29 protein-coding genes are annotated in these 26,831 nt (G+C 75.2%); 15 read left to right on the top strand and 14 right to left on the bottom strand.

Going from position 1 to position 26,831, the window contains the following annotated elements:
• Window positions 1–88: 88 nt before the first annotated feature.
• The 3 genes from ACZ5GH_RS01295 (at window position 89) to ACZ5GH_RS01285 (ending at window position 4,529) form a co-directional block, all read left to right on the top strand.
• Complete coding sequence (locus tag ACZ5GH_RS01295) at window positions 89–1,600, top strand: alpha/beta hydrolase (RefSeq protein WP_464333136.1); 1,512 nt, start codon at window positions 89–91, stop codon at window positions 1,598–1,600.
• A gap of 168 nt (window positions 1,601–1,768) precedes the next feature.
• Window positions 1,769–4,096 carry a transglycosylase domain-containing protein gene (locus ACZ5GH_RS01290; protein WP_464333135.1) on the top strand — a complete coding sequence of 776 codons (2,328 nt, stop codon included), beginning with the start codon at window positions 1,769–1,771 and terminating at the stop codon, window positions 4,094–4,096.
• Window positions 4,097–4,196: 100 nt separating this feature from the next.
• On the top strand, window positions 4,197–4,529 hold the full coding sequence (locus ACZ5GH_RS01285) for a hypothetical protein (RefSeq protein ID WP_464333134.1): 333 nt from the start codon (window positions 4,197–4,199) through the stop codon (window positions 4,527–4,529).
• Window positions 4,530–4,559: 30 nt separating this feature from the next.
• On the opposite strand, the gene ACZ5GH_RS01280 is transcribed toward ACZ5GH_RS01285, so the two are convergent.
• Both ACZ5GH_RS01280 and ACZ5GH_RS01275 read right to left on the bottom strand, forming a co-directional pair.
• A complete protein-coding gene (locus tag ACZ5GH_RS01280) occupies window positions 4,560–5,156 on the bottom strand; it encodes a hypothetical protein (RefSeq protein ID WP_464333133.1) in 597 nt (198 codons plus the stop codon).
• Between the two features lie 79 nt (window positions 5,157–5,235).
• Window positions 5,236–5,784: an RBBP9/YdeN family alpha/beta hydrolase gene (locus tag ACZ5GH_RS01275; RefSeq protein ID WP_387755114.1), complete on the bottom strand. Its 549-nt coding sequence runs from the start codon at window positions 5,782–5,784 to the stop codon at window positions 5,236–5,238.
• 254 nt (window positions 5,785–6,038) lie between these two features.
• Here ACZ5GH_RS01275 and ACZ5GH_RS01270 point away from each other — a divergent pair, with 254 nt between their 5' ends.
• The 3 genes from ACZ5GH_RS01270 (at window position 6,039) to ACZ5GH_RS01260 (ending at window position 8,757) form a co-directional block, all read left to right on the top strand.
• Window positions 6,039–6,605, top strand: a complete 567-nt coding sequence (locus ACZ5GH_RS01270; RefSeq protein ID WP_464333132.1) for a DJ-1/PfpI family protein — start codon at window positions 6,039–6,041, stop codon at window positions 6,603–6,605.
• Window positions 6,606–6,811: 206 nt separating this feature from the next.
• A complete protein-coding gene (locus ACZ5GH_RS01265; protein WP_464333131.1) occupies window positions 6,812–8,107 on the top strand; it encodes a serine hydrolase domain-containing protein in 1,296 nt (431 codons plus the stop codon).
• Between the two features lie 113 nt (window positions 8,108–8,220).
• Complete coding sequence (locus ACZ5GH_RS01260) at window positions 8,221–8,757, top strand: gamma carbonic anhydrase family protein (RefSeq protein ID WP_387755122.1); 537 nt, start codon at window positions 8,221–8,223, stop codon at window positions 8,755–8,757.
• A 17-nt stretch (window positions 8,758–8,774) separates the two neighbouring features.
• On the opposite strand, the gene ACZ5GH_RS01255 is transcribed toward ACZ5GH_RS01260, so the two are convergent.
• Complete coding sequence (locus ACZ5GH_RS01255) at window positions 8,775–9,968, bottom strand: MFS transporter (protein ID WP_464333130.1); 1,194 nt, start codon at window positions 9,966–9,968, stop codon at window positions 8,775–8,777.
• Between the two features lie 167 nt (window positions 9,969–10,135).
• Between ACZ5GH_RS01255 and ACZ5GH_RS01250 the strand changes: the two genes are divergently transcribed.
• The 4 genes from ACZ5GH_RS01250 (at window position 10,136) to ACZ5GH_RS01235 (ending at window position 12,029) form a co-directional block, all read left to right on the top strand.
• Window positions 10,136–10,381, top strand: a complete 246-nt coding sequence (locus ACZ5GH_RS01250) for a DUF2277 domain-containing protein (RefSeq protein WP_387755128.1) — start codon at window positions 10,136–10,138, stop codon at window positions 10,379–10,381.
• 15 nt (window positions 10,382–10,396) lie between these two features.
• Window positions 10,397–10,633 (top strand): DUF6296 family protein, encoded by a 237-nt coding sequence (locus ACZ5GH_RS01245; RefSeq protein ID WP_387755130.1) that lies wholly within the window; start codon window positions 10,397–10,399, stop codon window positions 10,631–10,633.
• 153 nt (window positions 10,634–10,786) lie between these two features.
• Window positions 10,787–11,071 carry a DUF427 domain-containing protein gene (locus ACZ5GH_RS01240; RefSeq protein ID WP_387755133.1) on the top strand — a complete coding sequence of 95 codons (285 nt, stop codon included), beginning with the start codon at window positions 10,787–10,789 and terminating at the stop codon, window positions 11,069–11,071.
• Window positions 11,072–11,117: 46 nt separating this feature from the next.
• A complete protein-coding gene (locus ACZ5GH_RS01235) occupies window positions 11,118–12,029 on the top strand; it encodes a hypothetical protein (protein ID WP_387755135.1) in 912 nt (303 codons plus the stop codon).
• Window positions 12,030–12,141: 112 nt separating this feature from the next.
• On the opposite strand, the gene ACZ5GH_RS01230 is transcribed toward ACZ5GH_RS01235, so the two are convergent.
• The 6 genes from ACZ5GH_RS01230 to ACZ5GH_RS01205 form a co-directional block, all read right to left on the bottom strand.
• Window positions 12,142–12,480, bottom strand: a complete 339-nt coding sequence (locus ACZ5GH_RS01230; RefSeq protein ID WP_401115240.1) for a hypothetical protein — start codon at window positions 12,478–12,480, stop codon at window positions 12,142–12,144.
• A 103-nt stretch (window positions 12,481–12,583) separates the two neighbouring features.
• On the bottom strand, window positions 12,584–12,748 hold the full coding sequence (locus ACZ5GH_RS01225; RefSeq protein WP_464333129.1) for a hypothetical protein: 165 nt from the start codon (window positions 12,746–12,748) through the stop codon (window positions 12,584–12,586).
• A gap of 151 nt (window positions 12,749–12,899) precedes the next feature.
• Window positions 12,900–14,114 (bottom strand): cytochrome P450, encoded by a 1,215-nt coding sequence (locus ACZ5GH_RS01220; RefSeq protein WP_464333128.1) that lies wholly within the window; start codon window positions 14,112–14,114, stop codon window positions 12,900–12,902.
• Window positions 14,115–14,186: 72 nt separating this feature from the next.
• Complete coding sequence (locus ACZ5GH_RS01215; protein WP_464333127.1) at window positions 14,187–14,414, bottom strand: ferredoxin; 228 nt, start codon at window positions 14,412–14,414, stop codon at window positions 14,187–14,189.
• A gap of 241 nt (window positions 14,415–14,655) precedes the next feature.
• On the bottom strand, window positions 14,656–16,200 hold the full coding sequence (locus tag ACZ5GH_RS01210; protein ID WP_464333126.1) for an ATP-dependent DNA ligase: 1,545 nt from the start codon (window positions 16,198–16,200) through the stop codon (window positions 14,656–14,658).
• 382 nt (window positions 16,201–16,582) lie between these two features.
• A complete protein-coding gene (locus tag ACZ5GH_RS01205) occupies window positions 16,583–17,023 on the bottom strand; it encodes a hypothetical protein (protein ID WP_464333125.1) in 441 nt (146 codons plus the stop codon).
• 171 nt (window positions 17,024–17,194) lie between these two features.
• On the opposite strand from ACZ5GH_RS01205, the gene ACZ5GH_RS01200 reads away from it, so the two are divergent.
• The 3 genes from ACZ5GH_RS01200 to ACZ5GH_RS01190 all read left to right on the top strand — a co-directional run bounded on the left by ACZ5GH_RS01200 (window position 17,195) and on the right by ACZ5GH_RS01190 (window position 20,587).
• Window positions 17,195–17,674 (top strand): GNAT family N-acetyltransferase, encoded by a 480-nt coding sequence (locus ACZ5GH_RS01200; protein WP_387755152.1) that lies wholly within the window; start codon window positions 17,195–17,197, stop codon window positions 17,672–17,674.
• Between the two features lie 749 nt (window positions 17,675–18,423).
• Window positions 18,424–18,786, top strand: a complete 363-nt coding sequence (locus ACZ5GH_RS01195) for a CAP domain-containing protein (protein ID WP_464333124.1) — start codon at window positions 18,424–18,426, stop codon at window positions 18,784–18,786.
• Between the two features lie 199 nt (window positions 18,787–18,985).
• On the top strand, window positions 18,986–20,587 hold the full coding sequence (locus tag ACZ5GH_RS01190; RefSeq protein WP_464333123.1) for a sigma-70 family RNA polymerase sigma factor: 1,602 nt from the start codon (window positions 18,986–18,988) through the stop codon (window positions 20,585–20,587).
• A gap of 66 nt (window positions 20,588–20,653) precedes the next feature.
• Here the strand turns inward: ACZ5GH_RS01190 and ACZ5GH_RS01185 are convergent, their stop codons facing one another.
• From ACZ5GH_RS01185 to ACZ5GH_RS01175, 3 genes are all read right to left on the bottom strand, one after another.
• Complete coding sequence (locus ACZ5GH_RS01185) at window positions 20,654–20,890, bottom strand: hypothetical protein (RefSeq protein ID WP_387755160.1); 237 nt, start codon at window positions 20,888–20,890, stop codon at window positions 20,654–20,656.
• 88 nt (window positions 20,891–20,978) lie between these two features.
• Window positions 20,979–21,467: a nuclear transport factor 2 family protein gene (locus ACZ5GH_RS01180; protein ID WP_464333122.1), complete on the bottom strand. Its 489-nt coding sequence runs from the start codon at window positions 21,465–21,467 to the stop codon at window positions 20,979–20,981.
• A gap of 265 nt (window positions 21,468–21,732) precedes the next feature.
• A complete protein-coding gene (locus tag ACZ5GH_RS01175) occupies window positions 21,733–23,286 on the bottom strand; it encodes a M1 family metallopeptidase (protein WP_464333121.1) in 1,554 nt (517 codons plus the stop codon).
• Between the two features lie 337 nt (window positions 23,287–23,623).
• On the opposite strand from ACZ5GH_RS01175, the gene ACZ5GH_RS01170 reads away from it, so the two are divergent.
• Entirely contained in the window at window positions 23,624–24,541 is a 918-nt protein-coding gene (locus ACZ5GH_RS01170) for a carbohydrate kinase family protein (protein WP_387755168.1), read from the top strand.
• A 7-nt stretch (window positions 24,542–24,548) separates the two neighbouring features.
• On the opposite strand, the gene ACZ5GH_RS01165 is transcribed toward ACZ5GH_RS01170, so the two are convergent.
• Entirely contained in the window at window positions 24,549–25,088 is a 540-nt protein-coding gene (locus ACZ5GH_RS01165; RefSeq protein ID WP_464333120.1) for a GNAT family N-acetyltransferase, read from the bottom strand.
• 255 nt (window positions 25,089–25,343) lie between these two features.
• Here ACZ5GH_RS01165 and ACZ5GH_RS01160 point away from each other — a divergent pair, with 255 nt between their 5' ends.
• Window positions 25,344–26,336, top strand: coding sequence for a polysaccharide deacetylase family protein (locus ACZ5GH_RS01160; RefSeq protein ID WP_464333119.1), 993 nt, complete (start codon window positions 25,344–25,346; stop codon window positions 26,334–26,336).
• Between the two features lie 48 nt (window positions 26,337–26,384).
• Here ACZ5GH_RS01160 and ACZ5GH_RS01155 read toward each other — a convergent pair whose 3' ends face one another.
• Window positions 26,385–26,816, bottom strand: a complete 432-nt coding sequence (locus tag ACZ5GH_RS01155) for a YchJ family protein (protein WP_464333118.1) — start codon at window positions 26,814–26,816, stop codon at window positions 26,385–26,387.
• Between the last annotated feature and the right edge of the window lie 15 nt (window positions 26,817–26,831).

Raw genomic sequence — 26,831 nt, 5'->3', positions numbered from 1 at the left:
CCACCCCGCCCCCCGGGGGATTTCCCCACCCCCGACCGGCCCGCTGCCCGGATGGGCCCAAGTGCCGTACCACAGCAGACTCCTGGGCATGCCGAAGCCCACCCGCACCATCACCGCCGCGGCCACCGCGGCCGCCGCCCTCGCCGTCACCGCGCTGACCGCCCTGCCCGCCGGCGCGGCCGGCACCGCGAAGCCGGGGAGCGACCGCCTCGCCTGGACCACCTGTCCGGACGCCCCGGCCGACAGCCCGCAACGCTGCGCCGACGTCACCGTCCCCCTGGACTACGCCGACCCGGGCGGCGCCCGCGTCACCATCGCCGTCTCCCGGATCACCGCCGCCGACCCGCGGCTGCGCCGCGGCGTCCTGCTGGCCGTGCCCGGCGGCCCGGGCGGCTCCAGCCTCGACCTCGTCAAGGGCATGGCCGGGCGCCTGCCGCAGTCCGTCCGCGACCGCTACGACGTGGTGGGCTTCGACCCGCGCGGCGTCGGCCGCTCCACCCCGGTCGACTGCGGGTTGGACACCGCCGACCTGGCGATGTCCAAGGTGCGCCCCTGGCCGGCCGCCGACGGCTCGATCGAGGAGAACCTGGCCACCGCCCGCCGCGTCGCCGAGACCTGCGCCCGCAACGGCGGCCCGGTGCTGCGCAGCATCTCCACCGCCAACGAGGCCCGCGACATCGACAGCGTCCGCCACGCCCTCGGCGAGCGCCGGCTGTCCGTCTGGGGCGTCTCGTACGGCACCTACGCGGGCGCGGTCTACGCCACCATGTTCCCCCAGCGCACCGACCGGATCGTGCTGGACAGCAACGACGACCCGGATCCGACCAGGGTCGGGCGCGGCTGGCTGGAGGGCTACGGCCAGGGCATCGAGGACCGCTTCCCGGACTTCGCCAGGTGGGCGTCCGCGCCGGACAATCCGGACCGGCTGGCGAACACCCCGGAGGAGGTCCGCCCGCTCTTCCTGGACCTCGCGGCCCGCCTCGACCGGGCCCCGCTGCCGTGGGAGGGCGCCAACCCGGCGGAGCTGAACGGCAACGTGCTGCGCGAGACCCTGCTGGAGAGCCTCTACTCGGACGCCAGGTTCCCGGGCCTCGCCCGGCTGATGCTGGCCGGACTCGGCCGTGCCCCGCTGCCCGCCGCCCCGAAGCCGAGCGAGCGGGACCTGCGGGCGGTGCAGAACACCCTCGCCGTCTCGGTCGGCACCCTGTGCAACGACGTCCGGTGGCCCACCGATCCGGCCGGCTACGCGAAGGCCGTCACCGCCGACCGGGCCGCCCGTCCGCTCACCGCCGGCCTGCCGGTGAACGTGATGCCCTGCGCCTTCTGGCCGTTCGCGCCCGCCGAGCCGCCGGTGCGGGTCACCGACAGGGGCCCGTCCAACGTGCTGCTGACGCAGAACCTGCGCGACCCGGCGACCCCGTACACCGGTGCGCTCAAGCTGCGCGCGGCGCTGGGGGACCGGGCCCGGATGGTGACGGTGGACTCGGGCGGCCACGGCGTCTACCGGTCGACCGGGAACGCCTGCGGCGACGAGGTGGTGACGGACTACCTGGTCAGCGGCCGACGACCGGCCCGGGACGTCTTCTGCCCGGCGGGCTGACCGGGACGGGTGGGGCAGGCGGGGCAACGGGCCGTGGACGAACGGCCCTTGCTCCGCCGTGCACGCCCGTTCGACCCTCGGGAATGAGTCGAATCCGTCGCGATTTTGTGACAATCCTTCGCCGACACCCGCTCCCCGTGGCCTGGCCACGGCCGTAGTGTTCGATCTATGTCACCGAAGAGCCGCATACCCGCCGCCTCGGACCCGGGCGACACCTGGGTGCCGCGCCCGAGGCGCCGCGAGACCCCGCTGGGCATCCTGCGTCACGCGGCCACCTTCCTCGGCGCCAGCGCGTTGGGCGGCGTCCTGCTGGCGGGCCTGATCCTCCCGGCGGCCGGGGCTGTCGGACTCGGCGTGAAGAACGGCGCCGAGGGCTTCGAAAGCATCCCCGACGACTTCAGGACCCCGCCGCTGACCCAGGCGACGAAGATCTTCGACGCCAGGGGCGGCCTGATCGCCAAGGTGTACGAGCGCGACCGCACCGTCATACCCGCCGACCAGATGTCCCCGCTGATCCGCACCGCGCAGGTCGACATCGAGGACGCCCGCTTCTACGAGCACGGCGCCGTCGACCTCAAGGGCATCCTGCGGGCGCTCACCAAGAACGCGGAGAGCGGGGCCGCCGTCCAGGGCGCCTCCACCCTGACCCAGCAGTACGTGAAGAACGTCAACGTGGAGAAGGCCGGCGACGACCCGGACGCGGTGCGCGAGGCGCAGCGCAAGACCCTCGGCCGCAAGATCCAGGAACTCCGGTACGCCATCAAGCTGGAGGAGGACCTGACCAAGGAGCAGATCCTCACCAACTACCTGAACATCACCTTCTACGGCCACCAGGCGTACGGCATCCAGGCCGCCTCCCAGCGCTACTTCAGCAAGGACGCCAAGGACCTCAGCCTGCCCGAGGCGGCGATGCTCGCCGGGCTGGTGCAGAACCCGTCCCAGTACGACCCGAAGCTGCACCCGGTGGCCGCCCAGAAGCGCCGCGACACCGTCATCGACAAGATGGTGGAGAACAAGCACATCACCGCGGAGCAGGCCAGGGAGGCGAAGGCCGCGCCGCTCGGCCTCGTCTACAAGGACCCGCGCAACGGCTGCATCACCGCCGAGGCGGGCATGGGCTTCTTCTGCGACTACGTGCGCCACGTGGTCAAGCAGGACCCGGTGTTCGGGAAGAGCTCGGCCGAGCGCAAGAAGCTCTGGGACACCGGCGGCCTGAACATCCACACCACGCTGGACCCGGACAAGCAGGCCGCGGCCCAGAAGGCCGTCTCCACCAAGGTGTACGTCACCGACCCGGTCTCGGCCGCGATGACGATGGTCGAGCCCGGCAGCGGCAACATCCTGGCGATGGCGCAGACCCGCCCGTACGGCCTGGCCAAGGAGAAGAACGAGACCGTCGTCAACTACAACGTGGACGCGGCGATGGGCGGCGGCATCGGCTTCCAGCCCGGCTCCAACTTCAAGCCGATCGTGGCCGCCGCCGCCCTGGAGGCCGGTCTGTCGCCCACCCAGCGGTACGACTCGCCGAACCGGATGGACTGGCCTTCGATGCGGACCTGCGACGGCACCTGGAAGAACCTCAGCAAGGGGAAGAAGGAGGGGAGCATCCCCAACGAGAGCCCCCAGGAGATCGGCCCGTACGAGCTCAAGCAGGCCATGGCGCTCTCCGTGAACACCTACTTCGTGCAGATGGAGCAGGAGATCGGCCTCTGCGCGGTCAAGCAGATGGCCAACAAGCTGGGCATGGAGGGCAAGGCGGACGGCTCGGCCCTGCAGGAGGTGCCCGCGCTCGGCCTCGGCACCCAGGAGGTCAGCTCGCTGACCATGGCCAACGTGTACGCGACCTTCGCCGCCCGGGGCACCTACTGCGCGCCGCTGGCGATCAACCGGATCACCACCGTGGACGGCGCCGACGTCCCGGTGCCCCAGGCCCGGTGCACCCCGGCGATGTCCGAGAGCACCGCGGACGTGATCAACAGCGTGCTGCTCGGGGTGACCGAGAAGGGCGGCACCGCGCGGGACCTCGGCCTGGACGACGGCCGCCAGATCGCCGGCAAGACCGGGACCACGGACGAGAAGAAGTCGGCCTGGTTCACCGGCTACACCGGCAACCTGGCGGGCTCGGTCTGGCTGGGCAGCCCGGGCACCAAGGTGCCGATGCGCAACATCCGGATCGGCGGCAGGTACCAGGCCGAGGTCTTCGGCGCCACCGGCCCCGGACCGATCTGGCAGCAGGCGATGAGCGACGCCGTCCGGGACATGCCGGAGAAGGCCTTCGCCACCGTCCACATCCCGGACCCGCCCCGGCGGGACGCCAACTGCCCCACCCCCGGCGGCTCGCCGGGCCCGGCCACCTGTGCCGGCACCCCCGCCACCGGCGGCCCGGCGAACACCGGCCGGCCGCGCGGCGCCACCCCGGCGCCCGGCCGCACCGGGCCGTCCGTACCGACCGTTCCGGCCGTGCCGCCCGGCGCCACCGACCCCGAGGACCGGTGAGCCCCGAGGGCCGGTGAAACCCCAGGACCGGTGAACCCCCGGCCCCGCATGAGTACGGGTACTCATGCGGGGCCGCGGCCGTTCGGCGGACGATGACCGCATGCCGCACAGCGTCCTCGGCGTCCCCGCCGTCCTCTGCCCCTCCATCGGCTACCTGGCCGGCTACCTGGTGATCGGCCTGGCCGCCGCGCACGAGCTGCGCGCCGAACCGCGTGCCTCGCCGCATGCCGAACCGCGCGGCGGGGCGGGCCCGGCGGGCGCCGTGCGGCAGTGGACGGCGGTGGTGTGGACGATGCCGGGCTTCCTGCACGCGATGACCCTCAACCCGTTCCCGGACGGCACGGCGGCCCGCTTCCTGTCCGCCACCGCGCTGGGCGCCGCCGGCAACGCGGCCCTGCTGGCGCTCGGCGCGCACGCCTTGGGGCTGGGCTGAACCCCCGCGACCTGGCCGAACCCGGCCGGGCTAGCGCGCCTCGACCGGCTCGCCGCTGTCCTGGTCGAGGTTGAACACCCGCCGGTAGGAGTCGGTCACCACGGTGATCTGCGAGCGCCCGGTCCAGTTCGCGGTCACCAGCCGGGCGTCGCCCGGGCCCCGGCCGATGTCCGCCAGCGACCAGCGCCGGGCCGACCAGCCCGCACCGCTCTCCAGCAGCACCTGCCAGTGCTCGCCCGCGGCCGACCCGGCGGCGTACGAGCGGTGCACCACGATCAGGGCGTGCTCGGCCCCGGCCGGGGCGTCCTCCCGGCTGCGGGTCTCGGCCGCCGACACCTTGTGCGCGGCCAGCACGCCGATCAGGAACACCACCCCGGCGGTCACCGTGACCGTCCGGGTGGCCGTCCGCACGGCGGTGCGCGGGTCGCCCAGCCAGGCGGCCGCGATCAGCGCCGCCAGCGCCCCGCCGAGCAGCGGCTCCGGCCGGTTGAGCAGGTCGGCGACCAGCATCCGCCCGCCCGAGCGGCTCTCCCACTGCCCCTCGGTGTAGAGCAGCACGGCGGCCAGCCCGGCGACCGCCAGCAGCCGGACCAGGACGCGCCTGGCCCGGGACGTCCCCCGCTTCATCGTCCCCCGGTCCATCGTCCCCCCGCCCCGGCTTCCCCCGTGGCCGCTTCCCCGGTCACCGCTTCCCCCGTGGTCGCGGTCACAGCTCGGCGAGCAGCTTGCGGCCCTCCGGCCAGTCGCCCAGCCCGGAGTCGGAGTTGAGGTGCCCGTACGCACCCGGCTCGACGTACCGGGCGCCCCAGGCGGCGGCGAACGCGCGGGCCCGCTCGGGGGAGACCCACGGGTCGTCGGTCGAGGAGACCACGACGGACGGGAACGGCAGCCGCTCCAGCGCCACCGGGCGGAAGCCGACCAGCTCCGGGACCTCGGCGGTGTCGACGTCCGCCGGGGCCACCAGCAGCGCGCCCCGGACGGCGGCGGTCCGCTCGGCGGACGCGGTGGCCGCCCAGTGGGCGGCCGTGACGCAGCCCAGGCTGTGGGCGACCAGCACCACCGGGCCCTCGGCGGCGGCCGCTGCCACCGCCGCGTCCACCCGGGCCACCCAGTCCGCCCGCTCCGGGTGGTCCCAGTCCGCCTGCTGGACCCGGCGGAAGGACTCCGGCTCGGCCTCCTCCCAGTGGGTCTGCCAGTGCGCGGGGCCGGAGTTCTGGTAGCCGGCGAGGACGAGGTAGGTGGTGCGGGCGGGCATGGGCTCCTCCGGAGCAGGGCGGTCACGGGCAGCAGGAGTCTAGGCCGCGGGCCGCCGGCCCCCGCAGCCGGGCGGCCGACCGGCGCGCACCCCCCGCAAGCGGCGCACGGTGGTCCGTACGCGCTGTTGCGCGCCCGGTGCGCCCCGTTGCCAACGGTGTCGCCGTACGGGAGGTTGGACCGGGCCCGGGCCGGTCGCCACCGCCCCTCGCCCGTACCCGACCTGAGGCTCGACCACGTGGAGGGATGTCGGCGATGACATCGAAGATCCTGCTCGTCACCGGGGACGCCGCCGAGTCACTGGAGGTGTTCTACCCCTACCAGCGGCTGCGCGAGGAGGGCTACCAGGTCGACATCGCGGCCCCGACCAGGAAGCGCCTCCAGTTCGTGGTGCACGACTTCGTCGAGGGCTTCGACACCTACACCGAGAAGCCCGGCTACACCTGGCCCGCCGACCTGGCCTTCGCCGAAGTCGACCCGGCCGACTACGTGGCCCTGGTCATCCCCGGCGGCCGTGCCCCCGAGTACCTGCGCAACGACCCGGACGTGCAGCGGATCGCCCAGCACTTCTTCGCCGGGGACAAGCCCGTCGCCCAGATCTGCCACGGCCCGCTGATCACCGCCGCCGCCGGCGTCCTGGACGGCCGCCGCAGCTCCGCCTACCCCGCGCTGGCACCGGACATCAGGGCCGCGGGCGCCGAGTTCGTGGACGGCGCGGCGGTGGTGGACGGCGTGGTCGTCTCGGCCCGCGCCTGGCCCGACCACCCGGCCTGGCTGCGGGCCTTCGTCGAGGTCCTGCGCAAGCACGCCCCTGTCACCTGACGCACGCCCCGCCGCTGGTCCCGGAGCCGTACCCCGAGCCGTCCCGGGGTACAGCTCCGGGTTCGTTCGGGGTTCGCTCCGGGTCCGGTCCGGGTCGGACACCGACCAGCGGCCGACGACCGCCGCCCGGATCCCTGACACGGTGTCAGAGGCCGGGGCCCGTAACCCGGTCGACCGCCGCCACGACCCAGACCAGGGAGACCGGCATGACCGACGCCCCGACCACTCCGACCACCCGGCGCCGCCGACCGGCCCTGCGCACCGCCGTCGCGGCCGCCGTCGGCGCGGGCCTGCTCCTCGCGCTCGCCCCCGCCGCCGCCGTCGCCCGGCCCGCCGCCGGACCGGGCACCGCCGACTGCGGCGGCCCGCACGGCGGCCGCGCCACCGGCGCCGCCCGGGCCGGCGCCGTCGCCACCCCGGAGCGCCGCGCCGACTGGGAGGCCGCCGACGCCGCCCTCGCCGGGATGACCGGCCCCGGCTACTCGACCTCCGCCCTCGGCGCCGTCCGCGAGGACGGCCGGCTGGTCTGGCGCAACGCCACCGGCGTCACCGAACTCGACGGCGCGCCCGCCGACCCCCGGGGCTCCTTCCGGATCGGCAGCGCCACCAAGCCCTTCGTCGCCACCACGGTGCTCCAGCTGGTCGGCGAAGGGCGGCTGGACCTCGACGACCGCCTGGAGTGCCTGCTGCCGGGCATCGTCCCGAACAGCACCGCGATCACCGTCCGGCAACTGCTCAACCACACCAGCGGCGTCGCCGACTACACCCAGGACCCGGCCTTCGACTTCCGGCGCCCGGAGTGGCTCGACGGCGGCCGCTTCAAGCACTACGGCCTCCGGGACCTGGTCGACATCGCCAAGCTCTACCCGCCCGCCTTCCCGCCCGGCCAGGACTGGCAGTACTCCAACACCAACTACATCCTGATCGGGATGATCATCGAGAAGCTCACCGGCCGCGGCTGGAACGAGGAGGTGACCCGCCGGATCATCCGCCCGCTCGGCCTCACCGGCACCTGGATGCCCGGCGACTCGCCCTTCCTCCCCGGCCCGCACGCCCACGGCTACTACAAGTCCGGCACCGGCCCGGTCGACGTCACCCTGTTCAACCCCTCGATGGCCGGCCCGTCCGGCGCCGGCGTCTCCACCACCGCCGACCTCACCGCCTTCCTCCACGCCCTGCTCGGCGGCCGCCTGCTGCGCCCCGCCGAACTCGCCGCCATGCGGCAGACCACCGACCACGGCGAGGGCCGGACCTACGGCCTCGGCCTGCAGCGCCTGGACACGCCCTGCGGCTCCTTCTGGGGCCACGCCGGCGGCATCCCCGGCTACGGCACCATGCTGCTCGGCTCGGCGGACGGCAGGCGCGAGTTCGCCGGGAGCGCCACCGTCTACGACGCCCCGGACGAGCCCGCCAACGCGGCCTGGCAGAAGGTCTTCGTCACCGCCCTGTGCGGACCCCGGCCCGGAGCCGCCGGAACCGACCTCGCCCGCATGACGCCCTGACCCACCCCCTACGCTGACCCGCGACCCGGGGGCACGTCCGGCGACCGGCGCCGCGCACCCGGCGGCAACCGTCGGACCCGCCCCACCGGCCACCGTCACCAGGAGGACGAGACATGGCAGAGCCGCTGATCGCCGCCGTCGCGGGCAGGACACCCGCCGTCGACCCGGGCGCCTTCGTGGCGCCGAACGCCGTCGTGGTCGGGAACGTCGCCGTCGCCGCCGGCGCGAGCATCTGGTACGGCGCGGTGCTGCGCGGCGACGCCGAGTCGATCAGCGTCGGCGCGGGCAGCAACATCCAGGACAACTGCACCCTGCACGCCGACCCCGGCTTCCCGCTGGTGGTCGGCGAGCGGATCTCGGTCGGCCACAACGCCGTGCTGCACGGCTGCACCGTCGAGGACGACGTCCTGGTGGGCATGAACGCCACCGTGCTCAACGGCGCCCGGATCGGCACCGGCTCGCTGGTCGCGGCCGGAGCGGTGGTGCCGCAGGGCATGGTCGTCCCGCCCGGCTCGCTGGTCGCCGGCGTCCCGGCCAAGGTCCGCCGCGAGCTGACCGAGGACGAGAGGTCGGGCATCAAGGCCAACGGCGCCGGCTACCAGCTGCTCGCCGACGCCCACCGGGAGGCCCAGGAGGTCCAGGAGGTCTAGGAGCCTCCCGGAGGGCCTCAGGCCGTGGCGATCGCGGCCGCCGCCGGTTCCGCCGCCACCGGGGCGGGCCGCCGGCGGTCGGCCACCCAGGCGAGCACCGCGATCAGCGTCCCGGTGGCGGCCAGGCCCGCGCCGACCAGCGTCGGCGAGGTCCAGCCGAACCCGGCGGCCAGCGCCAGCCCGCCGAAGTACGCGCCCTGGGCGTTGGCCAGGTTGAAGGCGCCCTGGACCGTCGCCGAGGCCAGGGTCGGCGCGCTGCGCGCCTTCTGCAGCACCAGGGTCTGCACGGCCGGCACGATGGCGAAGCCGAACAGCCCGATCAGCACCACCGTGACGGCCGCCGACCAGCGGGCGTGCGCGGTCACCGAGAACAGCGCCAGGGTGGCGGAGAGCAGCACGAAGGCCACGCAGACGGTGGGGCGCAGCGCCCGGTCGGCGGCGAACCCGCCCAGCACGTTGCCGATCGTCATGCCGACCCCGAACAGCGCCAGCACCAGGGTCACCGAGCCGGTGGCGTACCCGGAGACCTCGGTGAGCAGCGGCGCGATGTAGCTGTAGCAGGCGAAGAAGCCGCCGCAGCCGAACACCACGGTGGCCAGCGCCAGCCAGAGCTGCCCGCTGCGCAGGGCCCGCAGTTCGTGCCGCAGCCCGGACTGGCCGGGGGAGGGGAGTGCGGGCACCAGCCGGGCGATGGCGGCCGTCCCGGCGGCCGCGATCAGCACCACCACCAGCATGGTCGCCCGCCAGCCCAGGTGCTGGCCGAGCAGGGTCGCGGCCGGGACGCCGACGATGTTGGCGACGGTCAGCCCGGAGAACATCACGGCCACCGCCCGGGCCCGCCGGTCCGGCGCGACCAGCTCGGCCGCCGCCACCGCGCCGGCCCCGAAGAAGGCACCGTGCGGCAGCCCGGTGACCAGCCGGGCGGCGGCCAGCGTCCAGAACTCCGGGGCCAGCGCGCACAGCAGGTTGCCGGTCGCGAACAGCCCGGCCAGCGCCACCAGCACCGCCTTGCGCGGCCGCCCGGCGGCCAGCGCGGTCAGCAGCGGCGCACCGACGACCACGCCCAGCGCGTACGCCGAGATCAGCCAGCCGGCCTGGGGGATGGACACGTGCAGACTGTCGGCGACCTGGGGGAGCAGCCCCATGGCGGCGAACTCGGTGGTTCCGATGGCGAACGCGGTGACGGCCAGCGCGAGCAGCGCGAGAGGCAAGGGGATGACTCCGGAGTGACGCCGACGGACCGGGGGAGCGCGCGGCGGGGGGATGAGGAGAACGGATTCGTTCGTCCGGCATCCTAATCCGGTCGGATGGCGTCGCCGTGAGGTGCGGGTGACGAACGGGGGTCGCCGACGCGGCTCCCGCGCGCGAGACTGGGAGCATGTGCCGCAACATCAAGACGCTGCGACCCCCCGTCACCCCCGACGCCGACGAGGAGGACTTCCACGCCGCCGCGCTGCAGTACGTCCGCAAGGTCTCCGGGTTCCGCGCCCCCGCGGCGCACAACCGGGAGGCCTTCGACCGCGCGGTGGAAGCGGTGGCGGAGGCCACCGCCCGGCTGCTGGCCGAGCTGGAGGTCCGCGGCTCGCACACCCGGGCCGCCGAGCCCGCCGAGGCCGTCGGGTAGGCAGGAGCAGGTGCGATGAACCCCGCCGAGCGCTACGCCCTCACCTTCCCCGGTACCCCGGGCACCCAGGCCCCGCAGGACGTCGTGGTGGTCAGCCGCACCGACGCCGCGGGCCCGGGCGGCCACCCGGTGTACGAGGACGAGAGCGGGATCGTCCGGGCCGAGATCAGCGACGCCGGCGAGGTCCGGATGCTCGCCAGCGGCGGCCACCAGAGCCCGCACGTGCCGGTGCACGCCCAACCGCTGCCCTGACCGCCGGTGCCCTGCCCGAGGCTGCCGTGACCGGCGCGGCACCGACCGCTGCCGTGCACCGACCGCTGCCGTGCGCCGACCGCCACGGTGCGGACCGTCGGTCCGTGCCGGGAAGCGCGGGCGCGGCCTCCCCGAGTCGGGCACAATCGCCATATGACCACAGCGAGTTGGCAGGGCGTCGTCATCGCCGAGAGCGACGACACGGTCGTCGTCGAGGGCAACCACTACTTCCCGGCCGAGGCGGTGCGCAGCGAGTACCTGCGGCCCTCGGACACCACCACGGTGTGCGGTTGGAAGGGCACCGCCGACTACTACACCCTGGAGGTGGACGGGCGGACCAACCCGGACGCCGCCTGGTTCTACACCGACCCGAAGCCCGAGGCCGAGCACGTGCGCGGCCGGGTGGCCTTCTGGCGGGGGGTGGAGGTCGTCGAGTAGGCGGCCCCGGTCGGTGCCGTCGTCGCGAAAGGGGTACCGGATTCCCATGGCAGTCTTCCGCAGGCCGGGCCGCTCCCGGCCGTCCGCCGAGCCCGAACCGACGGCGCCCGATCCGACGGCACCCGATCCGGTGGTGCCCGTCCTGACCGAGCGGCTCGTCGAACTGGTCGAGGAGTCCGAGCAGCCCGTCGGCAGGGGCCCGGGCGCCGAGTACGCGGCGAAGCAGCGCGGCCGCGGCCGGGCCGTGGTGCTGCACGGCGCCCGGCTGCTCGGCCACGGCGGCCGGGCCGCCGCCAGGGGAGCGGCCAAGGGCGCCGCGTACGGCGGCAAGGCCCTGACCGAACAGCTGGTGCAGGCCGCGCCGCGGATCCCGGTGCGCGACCTCGCCACCCTGCGGGCGCAGCACCCGGGCGCGGCCTTCCCGGAGGAGCTGGCCGACGTGCTGGTCACCGGCGCCGTCCGGGCCTCCAGCGCGCTCGGCGCGGGCGTCGGCGCGGCGGCGATGCTGCCGGTGCCGCCCGCGATGCCGCTGGAGATCGCGGCCGAGACGCTCGCGGTGGCGGCCGTGGAGGTCAAGCTGATCGCCGAGCTGCACGAGGTCTACGGCATCCCGGCGCAGGGCACCGCCACCCAGCGGGGCGGCGCCTACCTCGGCGCCTGGGCCAACCGCCGCGGGATCGACGCCGGCCTGCTGGTCCGGCCGGCCGGCTTCGCCGCGCTGGCGATCAGTTCGGAGGTGCGCCAGCAGGTCCGCCGCCGGCTGACCCGCAGCTCGCTGCGCCACCTGCCGGCGGTCACCCCGCTGCTGGTCGGCGCCGGCATCGGCGCCACCATGAACCGCCGCGACACCCGCCGGCTGGCCGACGAGGTGCGCGAGGACCTGCGCAGGCGCCGCCCGGCGGACGGCGCCTACTGGGCCGCGGCCGCGCCCGCCCCGAAGGGCGGCACGGCTCCGTAGCGGCGGGGAGTGCCGGGAAACGGCGCGCCCGGGACCGGTCACCGGTCCCGGGCGCGCCGCGCTGCCGCTGTTCCCCGAGGTTCCTGGAGAGGTTCCCGGAGGTTCGGGGTTCCTAGGGTTTCGGCGGTGCCGGGGCACCCGCGCCCCGGCCGGCCTTGACGCCGTTCACCATCGCCTGGTGGATCGCCCGTGCGGTGGTCTCGTCGTCCGCCGGCACCGGGCTGCCGGCGACCGTGTACCAGTCCAGCGCGCCGGTGTACTGGACGGTCAGCCTCGCCTCGCCGTCCACCCATGTGGTGTGCACGGTGAGGTCCCCGGAGATCGGGCCGATCTCGGTGGTGGTCACCCCGCCGGGGCCGCTGATGATCGATTGGGTGGTCCAGGTCGCCCACGACGCGCGCGGGTCCGCGGGCGGCCGGGCCTGGCGGTTGCCTCGGTCGTGTTCGGTCATGCGCCAATCCTCCCCCGCGGGTGGTCCGCCGCCGCAGCGGCGGCACCCGCGGTCGCGGCGACCGCCCGGTCCCACCGGGCGGTCGAGTCGGTACGGCGGACGGTCAGCCGCGCCGGCCGGGTTCGTCCAGGATGGGGCTGCCCTCCGCCTGGGAGGTGTCCTGCGCGTGCAGGTTCTGCATCGAGGGGATGCCCTCCTCGGGGTCCGCGGCGCGGATGTCGTCGTCGTCCTCGGTGCTCACCTTGGACCGGTCGCTCATGTCGGTCATCGCGGGCTCCGTCTCCTCGGCCGGCCCGGGGCGCGCCGGGCCGGAGGCGCGGCGGGGCCGGTGGTGTCTCTTCGCCCCTCCAGCCTGCCCCCGCCCCGGCGCGGGGGCCAGCCGGGTGACCCGCGAAGCATCCGCCGACCCCGCTCCGCGGTCACCAGGTGACGGGCAGTGACCGCATGCCGTAGATGAACGAGTCGGTGCGGAACGCCAGCTCGGCGCGCGGCACCGCCAGCCGCAGCCCGGGCAGCCGCCGGAACAGCGTCGCCAGCGCGATCTGGAGCTCGGCGCGGGCCAGCGGCTGGCCGAGGCACTGGTGCACGCCGAAGCCGAAGGCCATGTGCCGCCGGGCGTCCCGGTCGAGGTCCAGCTCGTCGGCCGGCAGCCGGCCGGGGCCGCCGAACACCTCCTCGTCCCGGTTGGCGGTGGAGAGCATCGCGATCACGCCCTCCCCGGCCCGGACCGTCGTGCCGCCCAGCTCCACGTCCTCCAGCGCCACCCGGGGCACCCCGGTGTGGACGATGGTGAGGTGGCGCAGCAACTCCTCCACCGCGCCGGGCAGCGCGGCCGGGTCGGCCAGCCTGGCGACCTGCTCGGGCCGGTCCAGCAGCAGGGCGGTGGAGAGCGCGATCATGTTGGCGGTGGTCTCGTGCCCGGCGATCAGCAGCAGGATGCCGGTGGCGGCGGCCTCGCGCGGGGTGAGGTCGTCCCGGGCGGCGAGCCGGCTGAGGATGTCGTCCCGCGGCTCCTCCCGCTTGCGGGCCGTCAGCGCCTCCAGGTACTGAAGCAGCTCGTCCTGGGCCTCGAGCAGCCGCTCGAGCGTGCTGGTGTTGCTGAGCAGGGTACGGCTCACGCTCTGGAAGAACTCGCGGTCCTCGTACGGGACGCCGAGCAGCAGGCAGATCACCAGCGAGGGGACGGGCAGCGCGAAGTCGGCGACCAGGTCGGCCTCGGTGCGGCCCTCGGTCATGCCGTCCAGCGCCTCGTCCACGATCCGCTGGATGTCCGGGCGCATCGCCTCGACCCGTTTGACCAGGAAGTCCCCGGTGACCATCCGGCGCAGCCGGGCGTGCTCGGGGTCGTCGAGCCGCAGGAAGGTCGGGTTCTCGGCGATCCGCTCCCGGCTGCCGGCGACCAGCAGCGGGAAGGACGGGTGGCGCACGTCGGCGCTGAACCGGCGGTCGGACAGGACGGTGCGGACCTCGGCGTAGCCGGTGGCCAGCCAGCAGGACTCGCCCCCGGGCAGGTCGGCGCGGGTCAGCGGGGCGGTGGCGGCGGCCTCGGTGTACGCGGGCGGCGGGCCGAACGGGCAGCCGGCGGAGTGCGGGGCCGGGAGCGGGACGGCGGGGGCGGTGGGTGTGCTCGTCAAGGCGGGGTCTCCTTGCGTCGCGATGGTTCTCCGGTGGGGGTGGTGTGGTGGCCGGACGGCCCGTCAGACGGGCTACGCCCCGGCCTGCTCGGCCGCTGCCGGCTCGTCCTCGACCACGGTGATCGCGCCGCCCGGGCAGAGCTGGGCGGCCAGTCTGAGATCGTCGAACTGGTCCGGCCGGAAGGTGGTCTGACGTAGTCTCACCAGACTGTCGTCGTCGTCCTGGTCGAAGACCTCGGGAACGTTCGTGACGCACATCCCGGAGCTGCAGCAGCGGTCCCGGTCGACACTCACCCGCATGGTCGGGCACCTCTCGCCAGTGCGCCGCCGGCTGCCCGGCGGCCGCCTCCCGTTGTCATTGCCAACCTAACCGCCGCTGATCCGTCCACGGAGGGTGCGGTGGCGGGATCGCCGAGAATGGCCGATTCGGTTCGCGCCGGAGCGGCCGGGTGGCGGGGCAGGTTTGAATCGACGTCACCCGGGCGAGCGTCGGGTGCCGCCGCCCCTTCCCCCGGCTCTCCTCACCCGGCCCCGACCGGGCTCACAGCCCCTCGGCGGCGGCGATCTCCCGTACGGTCGCGACGGTGTCGGCCTCGTCGGCGGCCTTGTCCGGCCGGTAGCGCACCACCCGGGCGAACCGCAGGGCGAGGCCGGCCGGATAGCGGGGGCTGCGCTGCAGCCCGTCGAACGCGATCTCGACGACCAGTTCCGGCCGGACCCGCACCGTCCAGGCGTCCCGCCCGGCCTCCCGGGCCAGCAGTTCGGCGGTCTGCCAGGCGAGCGTCTCGTCGGTCAGGCCCTTGAAGGTCTTGCCCAGCATCACCCACGGGCCCAGCCCCGGCTCACCCGCCGCCCGGGCGCCCAGGTGCAGGTTGCTGAGGAAGCCGTGCCGGCGTCCGCTGCCCCACTCGGCGGCCAGCACCACCAGGTCCAGGGTGTGCCGGGGCTTCACCTTGATCCAGCCGGCGCCGCGCCGGCCGGCCGCGTACGGGACCGCCGGGTCCTTCACCAGCACGCCCTCGTGGCCGAGCGCCAGCGTCTCGCGGAAGAAGGCCAGCGCCCGGTCGCGGTCGCCGGTCTCGACCCGGGCCACCCGCAGGGCGTCCGGCACCGCCTCCTCCAGCGCTGCCCAGCGCTCCCGGCCGGGCTTGTCCACCAGGTCCTCGCCGTCCCGGTGCAGCAGGTCGAAGAAGTAGGCGTCCAGCGGGACTTCGGCGCGCAGCCGGTCCGGGTCGCGCCGGGAGGCGGTGCGCGCGGCGGTCTCCTGGAACGGGCGCGGCCGGCCGTCCGGACCGAGCGCGACCGCCTCGCCGTCCAGCACCGCCGAGCGCAGCGGCAGCGCCAGCGCGGCCTCGACCACCTCGGGGACGCGCGCGGTGATGTCGTCCAGGCCGCGGGTGAACACCGCGACCTCCCCGCCGTCCCGGTGCACCTGCAGCCGGATGCCGTCCAGCTTCCACTCCAGCGCGGCCGGACCGGTGCGCTCCAGCGCCGTGGCCACGTCCGGCGCGGAGGCGGCCAGCATCGGCCGCACCGCCCGTCCGACCTCCAGCCGGAACGCCGCCAGCGCCGCCTCCCCGCCGGTCAGCGCCGCCTCCGCCACCGCCCGGGCCGACCCGCGGAACATCAGCGCCCGCCGCACCGCCGCCGCCGGCACCCCGGCCGCCTGGGCGACGGCGTCCCCGACCACGGCGTCCAGCGCCCCCTGCCGCAGGTCCCCGACCAGCACCGCTCGCAGGAACCCCTGCTCCACCTCGGTCGCCCGGGCGAACAGCCCGTGCAGCAGCCGCCGCCGTTCCGCCTGCGCCCCCGCCCCGTGCACGTCGGCGATCCGCTCCAGCTCCCGCTCCACCTCCCGCACGCCGAGCGACGCCTCCACCGCGGGCTCCGGCAGCCCCCGCAGCGCCGCCGGCCCGATCCCGGTCCGCAACCGCTGCGACTCCCCGGACAGCAACGCCACCGCCGCCGGCCCGTCCACCGGCCCCAGGTCCCGCAGACACCCGGCCAGCAACCCCGTCTTCGCCCGCCGCCCCGCCTCCGCCGCCACCTCCCGCGACACCGACGCCAACCGCGACAACCCCGCCACACCACCACCTCCCCCCTCAGCATCGGCCCCCACCCCGCCCCCCGCACGGCGGCCCCGCCCCTGGGGCCGGCGGTCGCACCGCCGACGCCGCCCGGGGCGTGCTCCGCCAGTAGGGGGACGCGAGGACGACCGGGCAGGACGCCCGCCCACCTGCCCGGGTCGCCACGTGCTGCCCTCCGTCTGCACTGCCCGGGCAGGGCGGACCCAGCTCCGGGCCGGGGTGCCGGGAGCCTCCCGGGCGGCCCCGGTGAGGGGCTACCCCGGATCGGCACGGCTACGCCGGCCGCTGTTCCTCCACCTGATCGGCGTAGGAGTCGCTTCCCCTCCTCGACCGCCTCTGCCGGCAGGGAGCCTTCGGGCCCAGGGCGGCGACGGCCGCGCGCTATGAACTGCGAAGTACGGGATCGATCTCCGCCAGGATTCCGTGCAGCTGACGAGCCCCCAGGGCGACCCGATCGTCGCCGTCCCGCGACATCTCCTCACACAGCCGCATCGCGGCGTCCCGGTCGTCGGAGAAGATGCCGAACACGTCGTGGACGGCGGTGTGGATCCAGTCGGTGTGATGCGGACCGGCGACGGCCAGCGCGGACGCGACTACCGTCAGCCCGGCTCCGTCCTTCCGCCGGAGCAGGGCTTCCACGGTCCGTCGGGTGACGAAGGTGTCACCCGGGTCGAGCACGAGCTCCAGCAGTGGTTCCACGGCCTCCCGCATCTCGGCGAACCCCGCGAGGCCGTGACCGGCGTCCGCCCGGTCGCGGTAGTCGTGACTCCGCCCGAGTTCTCCGAGCGCCACGACGGTCGCGTGCCGCAGGCCACTGTCCATCTGCTCGTCCGCCCCTCCTGCGGTTCCGGGAAAACTACCATCGGGGCGCTTCGGCAAGGTGCCGCGGTGGCGTGGGGGGTGGGCGGTCTTGGCCGGGGCGGTGGTCGGCGGCGGGGTGACGGGGCGGCATGCTGAGGGCTCGCATTCGCCCGCTGAGCGACGGAGACCGAGATGAGTGAGACCCCCACGACCCGCTGGAGCGTCGGCGCGCCCGAGCCCGGTGACTACGCCGCCTGGCGTGAACTCTTCCGTGGGTACTGCGAGTTCTACCGGGTGCCGATACCGGAGGAGAAGGCCGAGCTGGTGTGGTCCTGGCTGATGGACCCGGGGCACGAGCTGGCGGGCCTACTGGTCCGGGACGGGGACGGTGGGCCGGTCGGGCTCGCCCACTACCGGCCGTTCGCGCGACCGTTGCACGGGGCGGTCGGGTGCTTCCTGGACGACCTGTTCGTCGCGCCGGAGGTCCGGGGCGGCGGGGCGGTGGACGCGCTGTTGGGCCGCCTGCGGGAAATCGCGGCGGAACGCGGGTGGAACACCGTCCGCTGGATCACCTCCGAGGACAATTACCGGGCCCGCGGCAAGTACGACCAGGTCGCCACCCGGACCAGGTTCCTCACCTACGACATGGCTCCGGAGGCCCCGGTCGGCTGAGGTCGCGGCCCGACCGCCGGACATTCGTTCGGAATTTCTGTTATCGGCGCCCCGCCGGGAGGTCTCCCCAGTGTCGGCACCCGACCAGTCGACCCGGAACAGAAAGCGTGGCCACGTGAACAGCGACGACAGGACGACCATCCTCCCGGCGATCGGAGGCGGCGCCGGCGACGACAGCGGGAGCGGAACCCGTGGCCGCTCGGGCGGCCGGGCGGCGCGGCGGGCTGCCGAGCGGCACGCCGGCCGGGGGCGGCGGGCGCGGCGGCGCGGCGGGATCGTGCCGGTCACCGCGGTCGTCGCCGCCGTGGCCGGTACCGGGCTGTTCGCCGCGCTGGCCGGCGCGGGCTACGCGGCGTACGGCGGCAAGCAGACCGACCGCGACATGGCCGGCCAGTCGCTGGCCGCCGACGCGCTGATCTCCGCGGAGCTGGGCACCCACGAGGGCATCCAGGTGCCCGGCACCGGGGGGACGAACCCGGACGTCCCGCCGCCGGCCGCCCCCGCTGCCCCCACCACGGACCCGGCGGCCGTCCCGAGCGCCCTGGCCGCGCCGACCGCGACCGCTCCGGCCGCCCCGACGGCCCCGGCCGTCGCCACCCCCGACCGCCGTCCCCACCCCCGCGGCCTCCACGGTCAAGCCGACTCCGAGCGCCACCCGCTCCGCCACGGCCGCCCAGCCCGCACCCAAGCGGGCCACCGCGGCCCCGCCGGCGGGCGGGGCCGCGTCTCCGTCGTACGCCCAGCAGGTCGTGGACCTGGTCAACGTCGAGCGTTCCAAGGCCGGCTGCGGTCCGGTCAGCGCCGAGCCGCGGCTGGCGAGCGCGGCCCAGTCGCACAGCGACGACATGGCCGACCGCGGCTACTTCGACCACGCCAGCCCCGAGGGCAACCACGCCGACCACCGGATCGAGGCGGCCGGCTACAGCTGGAGCACCTGGGGCGAGAACATCGCCCGGGGCCAGAAGGACCCGGCCGCGGTGATGGTGTCCTGGATGAACAGCCCGGGCCACCGGGCCAACATCCTGAACTGCTCGTTCAAGCAGCTCGGCGTGGGCGTGCGGACCGGCACCAACGGCCCGTGGTGGACCCAGGTGTTCGCCGCCCCGGCGTGAACCGGCCGCGGCTCGCACCCGACGGCTCCGGTTCTCCAGGCCCCGGCCCGGTCTGACCCCCGGACCGGGCCTGCCGATCCGGGCTGATCGTTCCGGTCCGATTTTCCGATTCCGTGCACATTGTTGTTATCTGATCACTCCCCACGGGTCTCCGAGGAGGCAGCGGCGGACGGAAACACGGCAAGACGGAGTGCGGACCATGAACGCTGATGTGCAGAACAGGACCGGGACCACCCTGGTGCTCGCGGCGCAGGCAGGTGACCGGCAGGCCCAGGAGGCGCTGGTCGCCACCTGGCTGCCGCTCGTCTACAACGTGGCCGGCCGCGCCCTCGGCGGCCACGCCGACGTGGACGACGTCGCGCAGGAGACCATGATCCGGGCCCTGGACGGCCTGGACGGGCTCCGCGAGCCGGAGTCCTTCCGGTCCTGGCTGGTCGCCATCACCATGAACCAGGTGCGCCGTCGACACGCCGCCGGCCAGCAGCAGCCGACCGTCGGCGGCCTGGACGAGACCTGGGAGGTCCCCGACCCGCGGGCCGACTTCACCGACCTCACCATCCTGCGCCTCGGCCTGTCCGGCCAGCGCCGCGAGGTGGCCGAGGCGACCCGCTGGCTGGACCCCGACGACCGCGAGCTGCTCGCCCTCTGGTGGCTGGAGGCAGCCGGCGAGCTGACCCGCGCCGAACTCGCCGAGGCCCTCGACCTGAGCCCGCAGCACACCGCCGTGCGCGTGCAGCGGATGAAGAAGCAGCTCGAAGCGGGCCGCGTCGTCGTCCGCGCGCTCGGCGCCTACCCCCGCTGCCCCGGGCTGACCGAGCTCACCGCGGGCTTCGACGGCACCCCGAACTCGGTCTGGCGCAAGCGCATCGCCCGCCACATCCGCGACTGCTCCGACTGCGGCGGCCTCGGCCGGGACCTGTTCCCCGCCGAAGGGCTGCTGGCCGGCCTCGCCCTGGTGCCGATCCCGCTGGACGCGCCCGTACTGCTGCACTTCCAGCACACCGCGGCCGCCGTCGCGTCCTCGACGACCGCCACCGGAGCGGGCTCCGGTGCGGGTATCGGAACGGGCGGCGGCGCAGGCGGCGGAACCCACGCCGGAGCCGGTGCGCACGCGGGACGGCACGGCGGCTGGGCGGGCACCGCTGCCCGCAAGGCCGTCCTGGCGAGCGGCGCGGCCGCGGCCGTCGCCGTGACCACCCTCGCCCTGGTCTGGCCGCAGGCCGGCGAGCCGCCGCAGCCGACGGCCCCGGAGCCCACTGCCCCGGCCGCGGCCCAGGACACCCCGACCGCTGCCGCCGCACCCGCCACCGCCACCCCGGTGCCGACCCCGACACCCGCGGAGAGCCCGACGCCGACGGCGACGCCCACCCCGACGCCGACCGTGACTCGCAGCGCCACCGCGACACCGCAGCCCAACCCGGAGCGCCAGCTGGTCGACCTGGTCAACGCCGAACGCGCCAAGGCCGGTTGCACCCCGCTGCGGATCGACCCCCGGCTGCACGGCACGGCGCAGAAGCACGCGGAGGACATGGCCACCCGCGGCTTCTTCGACCACGTCAACCCGGACGGCGTCCGGACGGAGGCCCGGATCACCGCCGCCGGCTACCGCTGGTCCCAGTGGGGCGAGAACCTCGACCGGGGCCCGACCACCCCGGCCGCCGTCTTCGCCCGCTGGATGGACGGCGGAATCCACCAGTCCAACATGCTCGACTGCGGATTCAAGGACATCGGCGTCGGCTTCGCCACGAGCTCGGCCGGCACCCCCCACTGGACCCAGGACCTCGGAGCCCCGCTGTCCTGAACCCCGCTGTCCTGAAGCCCGGCCGACGGCGACCGGGCAGCGGTGACCGGCCGGAGGCCGTGGGGACTACGCGGGCGTGGCCGCCACCAGGCCGTCCGCCGACCCGGTCACATAGCCGGTGGCCTCCCCGAGGACACCGCCCGCGTCACCGACCTGCCCGGGCGCCACGTCCGTGGCACTGCTCAGCGGCCCGGGCAGCCCCTCCTGCCCGCCCACGGCACTGGCGTGCGCACTCGGCGCGGTGAGGGAGGCCACGACACCCACGGCGAGCGAGGCGACGGCAAGCATGCTGCGCTTCTTCATGGCCGGTCCAACGACGCTGCGCCGGAAGGGTTACGGCCTACCGCGGCCCCACCCGCCCCACCGGGCCCCACCATGCCCGACCGCGGCGTCAGGCCCGGTAGAACGTCCGCCCGGCGGCACCCGAGGAGACCGACCACACCTCGGTTATGAGCCCACCGCTGAGCCGCAGGGTGTCCGTCCCGCTGCGCGCCGTCACACCACCCTCGCCGTCCGGGAAGCTCGCCCGGTACGGCCGGGCCACCAGGCCGGACAGCGCGCCGTCGACCGACTCCACGTCCACCACCGGGACGCCCTCGGTCTCGAACCGCAGCCCCGGCCGCCCGGCGCGCCACCGCCCGATCAGCTCCGCCAGCCCGGCCGGCGTCCGCACGCCGTCGAACGCCTCCGTGCCCGCCTGCGCGTACCGCAGGGTGAAGTCGGGCGCCATGATCTCCTCGGCCGGCCCCGACCCACCGTTCCACAGAGCCGTCCAGCGGTCGTAGACCCCGGCCCCGGCCTCCCGCAGTTCGCCGCCCGTCAGCTCGCCACCCGCCTGCGCGCCACCCGCCAGATGGCCACCCGTCAGATCGACACCCATCACTGAACCCCCGTTCGTTCCCGATCGTGCTGGGGACGCTAGCACCGGGGACTGACAATCCGGCCGGGAGTCCTGCCGCCCGCTCACCGGCGGGGGCGCGGGGGAACGTTGGACGGCCCGCGAGCCGACCGGGGCTGTGCCGGGCGGCGGGCGGGCCGTGGGAACCACCATGGCCCCACCAGCCCCTGTCGGTCAGGGGCGTGCGAGGGGTGATCGGACGCACGGCGGCGCGCCGGGCGTGCACCAGCAGCCCCAGCCGCGCCGTTCAGAGCGTCCCGGAGCCCCGCGCCACCCCGGGCCCGCCGGCCACTGCGGCCCCACCCTCCCGGACCCGCGCCCCGGGAGCCGACACCCCCGGAGCGGCGCCCAGTCGGCCCACCGGGCCCACCACCCAGTCCGGATGCCCCGGCATCGGCGGCGTCCGCAGCCCGTACAGCCAGTCGTCGAGGAAGCCCCGCAGGTCCTGCCCGGACACCGCCGAGGCCGTCCGCACGTAGTCCTCGGTGGTCGCGTTCCCGTACCGGTACGTGCGCAGGAAGGTGCGTTCGATCCGGTCGAAGGTCTCCGCCCCGACCTTCTCCCGCAGCGCGAACAGCACCAGCGCGCCGCCCGTGTAGCGCTGGCTGTCGAAGAGGTCGGCGGCGGTGGGGGAGGCCACCGGCCCGGAGTCGTGCCGCCACTGGTCGCCCAGGCCGTAGAGGTAGCGCATCCGGTCGACCAGCGTGGCGTACCCCCAGGCGTCCGGCCAGCCGCGCTCGTAGCGGTAGGCCAGGCCGTAGAAGTCGGCGTGGCCCTCGTTGAGCCAGAGGTCGGACCACCGGGCGGGGGAGACGCTGTTGCCGAACCAGGAGTGCACCAGCTCGTGCATCATGTGCGAGCCGATCGCCGGCTCCGGCTGCCGCAGGAAGTTCGGCTTGTAGAGGGTGAGCGTCTGGGTCTCCAGGCCGGTGAAGGCGAACGCGGCCGGGTCGTCGGTGTTGACCGGCAGGATCCCGTACGTCTCGAACGGGAACGGCCCCAGGTGCGCTTCGGCCCAGGCGAGTTGGCCGGGGGTGAGGGCGAGCGCCGGCTCCAGCTCGGCGGCGCGCGCGGTCGGCACCACGTCCCGCAGCCGCAGGCCGTGCGGGCCGGTGCGCTCGTGCACCGTGTAGTCGCCGACCGAGACCTGCACCAGCTCGGTGGCCATCGGCTCGCGCGAGACGTACCGGCGGGTGGTGCGGCCGTCGCCGTGCCGCTCGGTGGCCGCCAGCTCCCCGTTGGCCACGCCGAGGAGGCCGTCCGGGGCGGTCACCGCGATGGTGAACCGCGCCTTGTCGCTCGGGTGGTCGTTGCACGGGAAGACGGTGTGCGCGCTGTTCGGCTGGCCGGCCACCGCGAAGCCGTCCGGCGTGGGGACCCAGCCGGTGTGCGGCAGCGGGGCGCGCGGGTCGGCGGTGTACTCGACGGTCAGCCGGGTGACGCCGCCCGGGAGGAACGGCCTGGCCGGGGTGACCGTCAGCTTCTCGTCGTGGGCCGCGAACTCCGCCGGCCGCCCGTCGACCCGGACGGCGCGCACGGTCAGTCCGAGCGCGTCCAGCTCCAGCCGGGCCAGCGCGCGGTCGGGCCGTACGGTCACCACGGCGGTGCCGTCCACCGTCCGGCTCCCGGCCCGGTAGTCGAAGGCCAGGTCGTACCCGAGCGCCTGGTACCCGGCGTTCCCGAGCGAGGGGAAGACCGGATCGCCCAGCCCGTCGGCGGCCCCGGCCGTCGGCACGCTCGCGGACAGCAGCACCGCGCTGAGCGCGAGCGACGGGACGAGACCGGCGCGGGGCCTGACCATGGGTGATCACCGCACTTCGGGAGCGGGAGCGGAGGCGGGGGCCGCCGGGACGGAAGGCCCGGCCACGGATGCTAGTGGACCGCCCGACCACCCCGGGCGCGATCGGCCCGGTTCGACGACGCACCGTGGTCCCCCGGACGGCCCACGGTGATGGCGGTCCACCCCCGCGCGCTCTAACGTCAGGAGTGCACCTTCCCCTGACGGACGGTGCCACGGCCGTCGGAACACCTGGCCAGGTCCGGCGGCCGTACTTCTGTGCCCTGGCGCCGCGCGCCCGGAGGCAACCCGTAGGCTGGCAGCCGAGACGACGCCCGCGTACCGGATGCCAGGAGCCGCCGTGACCAGCCCCGAATCGCCCGTTCTGGTGATCGGCGAGTGCGTCGCCGACATCGTCCGTACGGGTGAGGCCCCGGACCGGGTGCACCCCGGCGGCAGCCCCGCGAACGTCGCCTACGGCCTGGCCCGGCTGGGCCGCCCGGCCACGCTGCTCACCGAACTGGGCCCGGACGCCAACGGCCGGCTGATCCGCCGGCACCTGGAGTCGGCGGGCGTGCGGGTGGAGGCGGTCGAGGCCTCCCGGACGCCCTCGGCGGTGGTCGAGCTGGACGGTCAGGGCCGGGCCCGCTACTCCTTCGACATCCGCTGGACGCTGCCGCCGACCGAACCCGCCGAGCCGCCCGCGGCGATCCACGTCGGCTCGATCGCCGCGGTCACCGAGCCCGGCGCGTCATCGGTGCGGGCACTGGTGGAGCGCTGGCGCGGGCGGGCGCGGATCAGCTACGACCCCAACGTGCGCCCGGCGCTGATGGGGGACCGGGCCGAGGCAGTGCGCCGGGTCGAGGGCCTGGTGGCGCTGAGCGACCTGGTCAAGGCCAGCGACGAGGACCTCGCCTGGCTCTATCCGGGTGAGCCGCCCGAGGCGGTGGCCGAGCGCTGGCTGGCCCTCGGCCCCGCCGTGGTCGCGGTCACCCTCGGCGCGGAGGGCGCCTTCGCCCGCACCGCGGACGGCGGACGCGCCGAGGCCGCGGCCCTCCCGGTACCGGTCGCGGACACCGTCGGCGCCGGCGACTCCTTCACGGCCGCCTTCCTGCACGCCCGTGCGACGGGCGCCGACCTCGCGGCCTGCCTCACCCACGCGGTGACGGCGGCGGCGCTGACCGTCGCCCGCCCGGGCGCCAACCCGCCCTCGGCGGCCGAACTCGCGGCCGCCCTGGCGGGCGGCCCGCCGCCCCGCTCCGGCGCGAGCGCCGGGTAGCCCAGGCTCAACTGCCCTGTCGCACCCCGACGGTGAGGTCCTTCCCGTACCAGATCTCGGCGTACGGCCCGCTGCTGTACGCGGGGATCTCCCGGTACCCGTTGCGCAGGTACAGCGTGCGGGCCTCGATCAGGTCGAGGCGGGTGTCGAGGACGATCCGCTCGGCGCCCAGTGAGCGGGCGGCCCGGTCGACGGCGGCCAGCAGGACGGCGCCGCCCCCGGTGCCGCGCAGGCCGGGGCGGACGAAGACGCGGGTGAGCTCGGCGGTGGTGGCGTCGATCCGCCGCAGGCCGGCGCAGGAGTGGGCCACGCCGTCGTGGCGACCGATCAGGAAGACGCCGTCCGGGGCGGCGAGGTCGTCGCTGGGGGAGCCGGCCAGGCCGGACTCCAGCTCCTCGGGGGTGCCCTCCCGGCCGAAGTGCAGGCGGTAGTAGCGGTTGGCCACGTCGTAGTAGTACTCGCGCAGCAGGTCCAGGGCCTCGGGGGTGGTCACGTCGGCCGTGGTGATGGTCCAGAGGGCTGAGCGGCCGGGCGCGGTGTTCGTCATGGGCGCATGATCCGGTTCGGGGGCCGGCACCGCAATCGGTTTCCCGGCGGCCCCGCCCGTCGCCGGAGGCCGCTGATCACCCGGCCGCCCGCCGCCGGGCAAAGGAACGGCAAGGACCCCGGTGCGTCGTTGCCCCGAACGGGTGACGAGGGGATTGGCGGTGGTGCGCGGCGGGGGAGCAGTGCACTCATGAACAGACCATCAGGTTGTCGTATTAGTGGGGGTCTGAGGGGGAATCAGCACCACCGGAGCGGTGTGCGGACCGGCCTGCTGGCCACCGTCTGCCTCTCCGCCGTCCTCGCCGGCTGCGCCGGTCCGGCCGCTCCCGCCGGGCCGAAGTCGGCCCCGGCCGCCGACGCCAAGGCGACGCCGGCGCCCGCCGCCGAGGCCGTCGCGGTTCCGGGGGCGGCCGCCCCCGTCGCGGCGGCCGAGGACGCCGACCGCGCGGGCGCCCCGCCCGCGGCGCAGCTGCTGCCCGGCCTGGCCCGCAAGGAGGAGCAGAACAGCAGCGAGGCCATGGCCCGCCAGGAGGCGGCCGTCCGAGCCGCGCTGGAGACCGCCCAGCGCTGGGGCCTGGAGCGTCCGCCGCTGAAGGCCCCGCCGCGCCCGGCGACCAGGGCCGCCCTCACCCCGGTGCAGGGCGTCAAGCTCGCGGACGGCCGCCCGCCCGTCGTTTACCGGGTGCCGACCGACGACAAGGTGGTCTTCCTGACCGTCGACGACGGCGCCGAGAAGGACCCGGAGTTCTCCCGGATGGCCGAGGAGCTGGGCATCCCGCTCAGCGCCTACGTCTCCGACTACCTGGCCCGGGAGAACTACGGCTACTTCCGCGACCTCCACGCCCAGGGCGTGGAGATCAACAACCACACGATCAACCACCGCAACCTGAAGGTGCTGGACTACGAGAGCCAGCGCCAGGAGATCTGCACCCAGCAGGACCAGCTGGAGCAGCAGATCGGGGCCCGCCCCCGGCTCTTCCGGCCGCCGTACGGCGAGTACAACGACGACACCCTGCGCGCGGCGGCCTCCTGCGGGGTCGAGGCGGTGCCGCTGTGGAACGAGGAGGCGTTCCCGGACCACATGGAGTGGCGCTACGACGACCGGAAGCTCCATCCGGGCGACATCATCCTGACCCACTTCCGGGGCGCCGACATCTGGAAGGCCTCGATGCCGGACCTGCTGCGCAAGGTCCTCAACGAGGTCACCGAGCAGGGCTTCGCGCTGGCCCGGCTGGACGACTACCTGTAGCGGCCACCCGCAGCCGCCGGCCGCAGCGCCGACCGCGGGCCGGGCGGCTCAGCCGAGCGAGAGGGCGTCGAGGTACACCCAGGCGCCCTCGTGCCGCACGAAGCGGCTGTTCTCGGTGAGCACGCCCGCCTCGCCGCCCTCGGTCCAGTGCGCCCGGAAGGCGACCGTGCCCTCCGCGTGGAACGCGCCGCCCTCGGTGGTGCCGACCACCTCCAGCCCGGTCCAGCGCAGCCCCGGATCGAAGTCGACCTCCGCGGGCCGGGTGTCCGGGTGCCAGGTGCGCAGCAGGTACGCCTCGTCCTGCGCGGCGAAGGCGCTGAAGCGGGAGCGCATCAGGGACTCGGCGGTGGTGGCCTTCGCCTGGCCCCGGTGCAGCCGGCCGCAGCAGTCGCCGTAGGCGGCGGGCAGGCCGCAGGGGCAGGGGGAGGAGGGCAGCAGCCGGGGCGCGGCGGCGCGGGACTCGGAACGACGTCGGGACATGCCGTCCATTCTCCC

The sequence above is a fragment of the Kitasatospora sp. Xyl93 genome (genome assembly GCF_055383135.1).
The sequence above is the reverse complement of the archived record's forward strand: the minus strand, read 5'-3'. Positions and strand labels throughout refer to the sequence as shown.